Origin of the sequence: Nocardia nova (genome assembly GCF_002933465.1) — a bacterium.
In the GTDB taxonomy this organism is placed as follows: domain Bacteria; phylum Actinomycetota; class Actinomycetes; order Mycobacteriales; family Mycobacteriaceae; genus Nocardia; species Nocardia nova_B.
Genome location: NZ_PSZE01000061.1, coordinates 1 through 8,719 on the forward strand (window position 1 = coordinate 1; position 8,719 = coordinate 8,719).

An 8,719-nucleotide genomic window follows, 5' to 3' on the forward strand; every position below is an offset into this window, starting at 1 on the left:
CGCTCGCGGCCGGATGCACCGTGGTGATCAAGCCCGCCCCGGACGCACCGCTGGGTGTGTCGCTGTTCAGCGAGGTCGTCGAGGAGGCGGGGATACCGCCGGGCGTGATCAATATCGTGTCCGGCGGCGTGGCGACCGGGGAGGCGCTGGTGTCGCATCCGGGCGTGGACAAGGTGAGTTTCACCGGCTCCACCGCCGCGGGAAAGCGGATCGGCGCGGTCTGCGCAGCCGCGGTGCGGCGCTGCGCACTCGAGCTGGGCGGCAAATCACCGGCCATCGTGCTCGACGACGCCGCATTCGACGCCGAGACGATCGGCAGTCTCGTCACCGGCGTGATGGGCAACAACGGCCAGGTGTGCATGGCACAGACCCGGATCCTGGTCCCAGCCACGCGCTACGCGGAGTTCGTCGACATCTTCGGCAAGGCCGTGTCGGCGCTGCGGGTCGGTGATCCCGCCGATTCCTCGACCGATGTCGGCCCGCTGATCAACCGCGCCGCGCTGGAACGGGTCGAATCGATGGTGTCCGCCGCGGTCGGGCAGGGGGCGCGGGTAGTCACCGGCGGCGCGCGCCCCGACGGATTCGACACCGGCTGGTACTACCAGCCGACCGTGCTGGCGGATGTGGACAACGACATGGCCATCGCCCGTGACGAGATCTTCGGACCCGTGGCGGTGGTCATTCCGTACGCCGACGACAGCGACGCCGTGCGCATCGCCAACGATTCCGACTACGGCCTCGCCGCCGCGGTGTGGTCCGGCGATCGATCGCGCGCGGCCGGGGTCGCTGCCCGGCTGCGAGTCGGATCGGTCTCGGTGAACTCCGCGGCGCCGCTCGATCTCGGCAGCCCGTTCGGCGGTTTCAAGCAATCGGGAATCGGCCGCGAGGGCGGTCCGGAAGGGATCGCTGGGTTCTTGGAAACCCAGTCGATCATTCGCTGATCAAAAATGTTGTCGCCGTTGTCGTTTCGGTCACGGCGGAAGAAGGGAACATGATGGAGACCACTGCCGCCGTGCTCTGGGAGCGCAACACGCCCTGGTCGGTCGAGACGATCGAACTCGATCCGCCGAAGGCCGAGGAGGTGCTGGTCGAGTTGCACGCCTCGGGAATGTGCCACTCCGACGAGCACATCGTCACCGGCGACATGCCGTTTCACCTGCCGTGTATCGGTGGCCACGAGGGCGCGGGCGTGGTGAAGCAGGTCGGTTCGAGTGTGTCCTGGCTGCGAGAGGGTGACCATGTGGTCTTCGGATTCATCCCCTCGTGCGGGCGGTGCCCGTCCTGCGCGACCGGCCATCAGAGCCTGTGCGATCTGGGCGCGAAGATCTACAGCGGTCGCCAGATCTTCGACGACACCGCGCGCCACCATGCCCGCGGCCGGGATCTCGCGCTGGCATGCGGGGTCGGCTCGTTCGCGCATCACACCGTCGTGCACGAGGCCAGCTGCATCAAGATCGAGCCGCATCATCCGCTGGACCGGGCCTGCCTGTTGGGCTGCGGTTTCGTCACCGGGTGGGGATCGGCGGTCTATGCCGCCGATATCCGGCCAGGCCACAATGTGGTGGTCGCCGGTGTCGGCGGCATCGGCGCCGCGGCGGTGCAGGGTGCGCGACTGTCGGGGGCGCGCACCATTGTCGCCATCGATCCGTCGGAATACAAGCGCGAGGCGGCACTGCGGATGGGCGCCACTCATGTGGCGGCGTCCTGGGAGGAGGCGCCCGAGGTTGTGCGGGAAGCGACCTGGCACCGCGGCGCCGACCGGTTCATCTGCACGATGGGGGTGGGTGAGGGCCGCCTGATCGCGCAGGCGCTGGCGATGGTCGCCAAGCGCGGCGAATTGATCGTGACCAATATTCATCCCATGGCCGAGAACGAGGTTTCGGTCAACATGATGGATCTGACGCTGACCGAGAAGCGAATCATCGGCAGTCTCTACGGTTCGGCCAATCCGCGCGCGGACATCCCGAAGATCCTCGAACTCTGGAGCAACGGCCAGGTCGACCTGGACGCCGTGGTGAGCCGCGCCTATCCGCTGGAGAAGATCAACGACGGTTACGAGGACATGCGCGCAGGCCGCAACCTGCGCGGCGTACTGCGCTATCCGGCCGCCGACGCCGTGGCGCCGGGCTAGGCGACGCGGTGGGGGAGTGCTCGCACGCGTCCCCCACCGTTCGCCCCGGTCAGAAGTTCGTGCCGCCGTCGATGTTGATCAGCGCGCCGGTGAGGAATCCGGCCCGCGGCGAGAGCAGGAAGGCGATGAGCTCGCCCACCTCGTGCGGCCGGCCCGGCCGGCCCAGTGCTGCGGTGAAACCCCACTCCTCGACCATGACGCGTTCGAGTGCCTCCTCGCGGGGGTAGCCGCGCTCTGCGGCGAGGTAGTCGCGTATCGCGCTCAGCGCGTCGGTTTCGACCGCACCCGGGCATATGCAGTTCGCCCGAATACCCTGTTTCCCATACTCTTTCGCGATCCCCTTGGTGAATACCGCTACGGCGCTCTTGAGTCCGGCGAAAGGCAGGCGCGCGATCTCGGGTGACCTGATCGAATAGGCGGCCGTGGTGACGATGGTGCCCTTGGTCGCGATCAGATGCGGCAGTGCCGCCTCGATCGTGCGAGTGGTGCCCAGTACGACATCACGGAAGGCCGCGGTCCATTGCTCGTCGGTTGCCGAGATCGGATCGTGGCCGGTGGTGCCGGTGGTGATCGCGACACCGTCGAGCCGGCCCAGAAATTCCACCGCGTGTTCGACCGCTTGCGCGGCCTGGCCCGGCTGCGCGGCGTCGAACGGCAGACTGGTCACCCCGGCGGCCCCGGCCTCGGCCAGTTCGGCGGCCGCTTTCCCGCCGCGTTCGCGATCGCGCCCGACGATCGCGATCCTTGCGCCGTCCTCGGCGAGTGATCGCGCGGCGGCCAGCCCGATGCCCGCCGTTCCCCCGAGCACCAGATAGCCCTTGTCGCGCACTGACAGATCCATGTGTCAATGTCCTTCCCGAAATGTCGCGGATAGTGACGATGATGTCAGAATAGTCATTCCGATGTTCTGTTAGTGGTCGATGTGTCATGGCTGGAAGCCTGAAGTATGCGGCTGAACGCCGTAATCGAACTGGAAGTTGACTGCTGTGACTGCAGTCACTAGATTACACAGTGTCAGATAGCGAACACGAACGGTGGCCTGCATATGCGGTCCAGGTCGGTCAGCCAGTTATTTTTCCGAGGAGGCGTTGTGCCGCTTCAAGATTCCATGCAGATGATTTCCGTCGATGACCATCTGATCGAGCCGCCATCGGTGTGGGTCGATCGGTTGCCGAAGAAGTTCGTCGAGGATGGTCCCCGAATCGTCGAGATGGATATGTCGCAGAACACCGGCGACGAGGAACTGTCCAAGGTGCTGCTCGATGCGGCGCGGGGCGGAGGGCGGGGGGCCGAGCGGCTCGCCGAGGTCTGGGTCTACGAGGGGCGGGTGTATCCGAACATCGGCCTGAACGCCGTGGCGGGGAAGAAGCCGCAGGAATATGGCATGGACCCCACCCGCTACTCCGATATGCTGCCCGGCTGCTACGACCCGGTGGCCCGAATCGCCGATATGGACGTCGACGGCGTCCAGGCGGCGCTGTGCTTCCCGTCGTTCCCTCGCTTCTCCGGCACCGTGTTCCTCGAGGGCAAGGACAAGGAACTGGCGCTGTTGTCGGTGCGAGCGTGGAACGACTTCCATCTCGACGAGTGGGCGGCGGCCGCACCGGATCGATTCATTCCGCTGATCATCCTGCCGCTGTGGGATCCGGCCGCCGCGGCCGCCGAGATCTACCGCTGCGCCGCCAAGGGCGCAAAGGCCATAACCTTCCCGGAATGCACTGTCCCGCTGGGGCTTCCGTCGTTCTACACCGACCACTGGGATCCGGTCTTCGCCGCCGCGCAGGAGACCGGCCTTCCGCTGTGCATGCACTTCGGCTCGTCGGGCCGCCCGCCGATCACCTCCCCGGAGGCCCCGATGGCGGTGATGATCTCGCTGTTCGGCACCAACTCGATGTATGCGACCGCGGATCTGCTGTTCTCCCCGGTGTTCTACAAGTTCCCCAACCTGAAGGTCGCCCTCTCCGAAGGTGGCGTCGGCTGGGTGCCGTATCTGCTCGAGCGCATCGACCAGGTCTGGGAGAAGCATCGCTGGTACCAGAACGTGAACAAGGAGGTGCGCCCCTCGGATCTGTTCCGCGAGCACATCTGGGGCTGCTTCATCGACGACAGCGAGGGCATCGTGCGCCGCGAGGCGATCGGCGTGGACAACATCCTGTGGGAGTGCGACTACCCGCACTCGGATTCGAACTGGCCGAACAGCCGCGAGTTCACCGGCAAGCTGCTGCAGAACGTTCCCGACGACGAGGCGCACAAGATCGTCGAGTTGAACGCCCGCAAACTGTTCAACTTCCCCCGCGCCAACTGAAGGGCGAAACATCGTGGCCGAGAAGGACATTGATGCCGCCGATTGGGTCGAGCAGGACTTGCTCACCAAGCAGGAGGCGGGCGAACGCCTGGCCGAGGAGATCGTCCGGGTGCGGGCACGTCTGGGCGAACTCCGGGCCGGAGCCGGGGATGCCGCGGCGATGACGATGGTCGCCCGGCGGCTGGCGGCGATGGAGGCGATCCGGGATTCGCTCCAGACCGCATCAAGTGGGCATTGAAGCTGAATTATTCAGCTATACAATCGACTGTGTGACGGATCGCGGCGGTTCTCGGCGCATGTATGGACCCCTGGAGGAGACGGGGGCTGTGGCCCGGCGGTGGCCCGCCGCGATCTGGTCGAGACTGCTCGGGCGGCCCTCGCTCTCTTCCCGAAGAAGACCCACTTAGTGACACTGATGTCCAGCTAATAGCATGCTGGCATGCCATTAGCTCGCAGAATGTCCAGGTAAACGCGGTTGCAAAATAGTGACACTAGTGCCAGAATCGGATGGCAATGGGGATTTCGGCCGCGTACCGGTACCGTCCGGGGGCCGCCGAAGATGTGACGACGACGAGCGAGGAACAGCCGATGATCGGAGCCGATGAGGCCGCGGACGTGCTGATCGATTTCGACTGGTGGCAACAGACCGGCCAGGCCGAACGAGACGCCCGGTTCGACGCGCTGCGCAGGGAGAATCCGCGGGCGTTCGTCCCGCTCGGCGGCGAGCCGGCCCGGAGTAAGGGTTTCTGGGCGTTGACCCGCCATGCCGACATACTCGAGGTGAGCCGCCGTCCCGAGGATTTCGCCTCGGGGGAGGGCACCCAGATTTTCGACCAGCCGCGCGCGTTGCGTGACTATCGCGGGTCGATCATCGATATGGACAATCCCGAACATTCCCGGGTCCGCAAGATCGTATCCCGCGGGTTCACCAACAAGAGCCTGGAATCGATTCGCGGGCTGGTCGAATCGACCACTCACGAAATCCTCGACGCGATGCCGGTCACGGGCGAATGCGATTTCGTCGACAATTTCGCGGCGCTGCTCCCGCTGCGGATCATCAGCACCATGCTCGGCATTCCGCAGGAGCACGAGGCCGATATCCTCGCGGCGACGAACACGATTCTGGGCGCCTCGGACGCGGAATACATCCCCGACCAGTCCGGCGCGGGTATCGCGGGTGCGGTCACCGAGGCCAGCGAACGGCTCATCGGGCTGCTGCAGAATCTGTCCGAGGAGCGGATAGCCGATCCGCGCGACGATGTCATCAGTATGCTGGTCGCCGCGAAGGAGGGCGACAACCTGACTCCACAGGAGATGGCGAAGTTCTTCATCCTGCTGGTCGGCGCCGGTAATGAGACCACGCGCAACGCTCTGACGCACGGGGTGTACGCCCTGAGTCGCCACCCGGATCAGCGCGATGCCTGGCTCGCCGACTACCGTGCATCGGCGCCCACCGCGATCGAGGAAATCCTGCGCTGGGCGAGTCCGGTGATCCACATGCGCCGCACGGTGACCCATGACGGCGTCAAACTCGGTGATCAGGTGTTCTCTCGAGGCGAGAAGGTTGTGCTCTGGTACACCTCGGCCAATCGCGATGAGGCCGTTTTCGAGGATCCCTACGTTTTCGATATCTCTCGCAATCCGAACCCGCACTTGGCATTCGGTGCGCCGGGGCCGCACTTCTGCCTGGGCGCGCATCTTGCGCGGCTCGAGCTGAATATCGCGTTCGAGGCACTGTATTCGCGTTTTCCCGACCTCGAGGCCGTCGGCGAGCCGACACTGCTGCGGTCGAATTTCGTGAACGGCATCAAACATCTGACTGTGAGGTACACGCACCGATGACCGATGCCCTCCTGCAGAAGATCGACGGCGGGATTCTCACGATCACGCTCAACCGGCCCGAGGCGGCCAATGCCATCCGGCCCGACGATCGCGACGCCTTGATCGAACTGTTCGCCGCGGCGGACGCCGACCCCGGCATCCGGGTGGTCGTCCTGCGGGCTAACGGCAAACATTTCTGCTCCGGCGCGGACGTGGTGAAGTTGGCGGACGGTCACGCGAAGAACGTCAAACGGGTCACCGATCCGATGCGGCGCATCATGACCGGTGCGCAGCGCCTGATCGCCGCGGTATTGGATTGCGGAAAGCCGGTGGTCAGCGTGGTGCACGGCGCCGCCGCCGGCATCGGCGCCCACCTGGCCTACGCCTCGGACCTGGTGATCGCGACCGAGGCGGCCTACTTCAGCGAGTCGTTCGTCAAACGCGGGCTCGTGGTCGACGGCGGCGGCGCCTATCTGTTACCTCGGCTGATCGGCATGCAGCGCGCGAAGGAATTGGTGTTCTTCGGTGACAAGCTCCGGGCCTCGGAAGCCCTCGGTCTCGGTGTGGTGAACCGGGTTGTGGCCGAGGAGGATCTGGAATTGGTACTCACCGAACTGACCGGCCGGCTCGCGACCGCCCCGACCAGCTCGATCGCATTGACGAAACGATTGTTCAACAGCTCTCTCGACGGTGATCGTGCGGCCGCATTTCTCGCCGAGGCGATGGCGCAGGAGATCCAGTCGTATTCGGCCGATGCCAAAGAGGGCGTGCGCTCGTTCGTCGAACGCAGGCCCGCCGAATATCGCGGTTGGTGATATGCGCCGAACATCCGTGCAGTCAGATCAGGAGGATCGATAGTGGCCGGCCGTGCCGATATTCCCGTCGTCGAAGGAAACAGCGCGCAGTATTGGGATGGCGCGCGCGACCGGAAACTGCTGATCGCGAAATGCCAGGACTGTGGACGCGTCCATCATTACCCGCGGGTGTCCTGTCCGTTCTGCTGGAGCGAATCGGTCACCGCGGTCGAAGCCAAGGGCACCGGGTCGGTCTATTCGTTCTCCACGGTGTACGTCAACGACCTCGAGCCGTTCGCGGCGCGGTTGCCGTATATCGCCGCCCTCGTCGAGTTGGACGAGGGCCCGCGGGTGGTGACCAATATCGAGGGGATCGCGCCCGCCGATGTCCGTATCGGCATGCCGGTGCGGGCCGTATTCCGCGAAATCGTCGACCCGGCCTACGCGGTCGTGTTCACGCCGATCGAGGCATGACGACCACTATCGAACAATGAGGAGAGGATCGCCCAGATGAGCGGATTGCTCGACGGAAAGGTCGCGTTGGTGACCGGAGCCGGACACGGCATCGGGCGCGGGCACGCCCTGGAATTGGCCAAACACGGCGCCACGGTGATTATCAACGATCTGGGAACGTCGGTTTCCGGTGAGGGAACAGGCAAGGTGGCCGACGAGGTCGTACGCCTGATCGAGGACCGGGGTGGCAAGGCGATCTCCGATTTCAGCGATGTCGGCGATGAAGAACAGATCGATCTGCTCGTCGAGCGCGCGTATTCCCAGCTCGGCCGGCTCGATATCGTGGTCAACAATGCCGGTATCGTTCGCGACCGCGCGATCTGGAATATGAGTGCCGACGACTTCGACTCGGTGATGCGAGTTCATGTGCGCGGCACCTGGCTCACCAGCCGGGCAGCGGCGCGCAAGTGGCGGGAGGAATCGAAGTCGACCGGCGCGAAGGTGTACGGCCGCATCATCAATACGACCTCGGGCGCGGGGTTGCACGGTCACTTCGGCCAGACCAACTACAGTGCCGCCAAGGCGGCCATCGTGGGCCTCACCCAGACGCTGAGTCTCGAGCTCGCCTCGATCGGCGCCACGGTCAACGTGATCAGCCCCGGCGGCCGCACTCGCATGTCGGCGACGATGTCCGGGGCCGCGGCGCCGATCGAGCCGGGGGAACTCGGCGAGGACGAATTCGATCCCAAGGACCCGTCGCTGGGCTCGCCGGTGGTCGCGTGGCTGGCGAGTCCCGAGGCCGCCCACGTCAGCGGGCAGGTCGTGCGGGCGCTGGGTGACACCATCCAGTTGCTGCGCGGCTGGACCTCGGTGGCGTCGGTGTCCAGTGGCGGAAAGCGCTGGGACGCAAATAAACTCGGTGTCGTCCTGGGGACCGACATCTTCGGCACCCGGGCTCCCGGCCTGCGCCTGGGCGGCTAGCGGAAATACGCCGATAACGGCCGGAGGCCGGGACGCGGCTGGTGGTGTGGACCCCAGCTACCGTCCCGGCCTCCGGCCGTTGTGGCGGAGTCGGTGCTCGCGCCACCGGATGTTCAGTCCTCGCGCCACCGGATGGCGCTCATCGGGCAGGCCGTAAGCCCGGATTCGGCCTCCTCGACGAGGTCGGGCGCGACCTCGAAATCGGCCCGCAGGGCGAATCCGTCGTCGTCGAGT

Annotated in this window: 9 protein-coding genes; 8 read left to right on the forward strand and 1 reads right to left on the reverse strand. The window is 65.6% G+C overall.

Going from position 1 to position 8,719, the window contains the following annotated elements:
* Together C5E41_RS32435 and C5E41_RS32440 are read left to right on the forward strand one after the other, a co-directional pair.
* Window positions 1-941: aldehyde dehydrogenase family protein (locus C5E41_RS32435; RefSeq protein WP_104379492.1), on the forward strand; the 941-nt coding region annotated here is incomplete at its 5' end.
* 53 nt (window positions 942-994) lie between these two features.
* Window positions 995-2,131, forward strand: coding sequence for an NDMA-dependent alcohol dehydrogenase (locus tag C5E41_RS32440; protein ID WP_063009891.1), 1,137 nt, complete (start codon window positions 995-997; stop codon window positions 2,129-2,131).
* 49 nt (window positions 2,132-2,180) lie between these two features.
* Here C5E41_RS32440 and C5E41_RS32445 read toward each other — a convergent pair whose 3' ends face one another.
* A complete protein-coding gene (locus C5E41_RS32445) occupies window positions 2,181-2,972 on the reverse strand; it encodes an SDR family NAD(P)-dependent oxidoreductase (protein WP_063009681.1) in 792 nt (263 codons plus the stop codon).
* A 249-nt stretch (window positions 2,973-3,221) separates the two neighbouring features.
* Between C5E41_RS32445 and C5E41_RS32450 the strand changes: the two genes are divergently transcribed.
* From C5E41_RS32450 to C5E41_RS32475, 6 genes are all read left to right on the forward strand, one after another.
* On the forward strand, window positions 3,222-4,436 hold the full coding sequence (locus C5E41_RS32450) for an amidohydrolase family protein (RefSeq protein WP_245658503.1): 1,215 nt from the start codon (window positions 3,222-3,224) through the stop codon (window positions 4,434-4,436).
* 13 nt (window positions 4,437-4,449) lie between these two features.
* Window positions 4,450-4,674 (forward strand): hypothetical protein, encoded by a 225-nt coding sequence (locus C5E41_RS32455; RefSeq protein ID WP_063009677.1) that lies wholly within the window; start codon window positions 4,450-4,452, stop codon window positions 4,672-4,674.
* A gap of 350 nt (window positions 4,675-5,024) precedes the next feature.
* Entirely contained in the window at window positions 5,025-6,278 is a 1,254-nt protein-coding gene (locus C5E41_RS32460) for a cytochrome P450 (RefSeq protein WP_064909063.1), read from the forward strand.
* Window positions 6,275-7,072, forward strand: a complete 798-nt coding sequence (locus C5E41_RS32465; RefSeq protein ID WP_064909026.1) for an enoyl-CoA hydratase/isomerase family protein — start codon at window positions 6,275-6,277, stop codon at window positions 7,070-7,072. The genes C5E41_RS32460 and C5E41_RS32465 overlap by 4 nt, the downstream gene beginning before the upstream one ends.
* A 39-nt stretch (window positions 7,073-7,111) precedes the next feature.
* Window positions 7,112-7,525, forward strand: coding sequence for a Zn-ribbon domain-containing OB-fold protein (locus C5E41_RS32470; protein WP_063009673.1), 414 nt, complete (start codon window positions 7,112-7,114; stop codon window positions 7,523-7,525).
* A 36-nt stretch (window positions 7,526-7,561) separates the two neighbouring features.
* Entirely contained in the window at window positions 7,562-8,485 is a 924-nt protein-coding gene (locus tag C5E41_RS32475) for an SDR family NAD(P)-dependent oxidoreductase (RefSeq protein ID WP_104379493.1), read from the forward strand.
* Window positions 8,486-8,719: the final 234 nt, after the last annotated feature.

Bases quoted from the DNA above. Each gene is read 5' to 3' on its own strand.
- C5E41_RS32445 (WP_063009681.1), bottom strand. From the start codon at position 2,972: ATGGATCTGTCAGTGCGCGACAAGGGCTATCTGGTGCTCGGGGGAACG.
- C5E41_RS32465 (WP_064909026.1), top strand. From the start codon at position 6,275: ATGACCGATGCCCTCCTGCAGAAGATCGACGGCGGGATTCTCACGATC.
- C5E41_RS32440 (WP_063009891.1), top strand. From the start codon at position 995: ATGGAGACCACTGCCGCCGTGCTCTGGGAGCGCAACACGCCCTGGTCG.
- C5E41_RS32460 (WP_064909063.1), top strand. From the start codon at position 5,025: ATGATCGGAGCCGATGAGGCCGCGGACGTGCTGATCGATTTCGACTGG.
- C5E41_RS32475 (WP_104379493.1), top strand. From the start codon at position 7,562: ATGAGCGGATTGCTCGACGGAAAGGTCGCGTTGGTGACCGGAGCCGGA.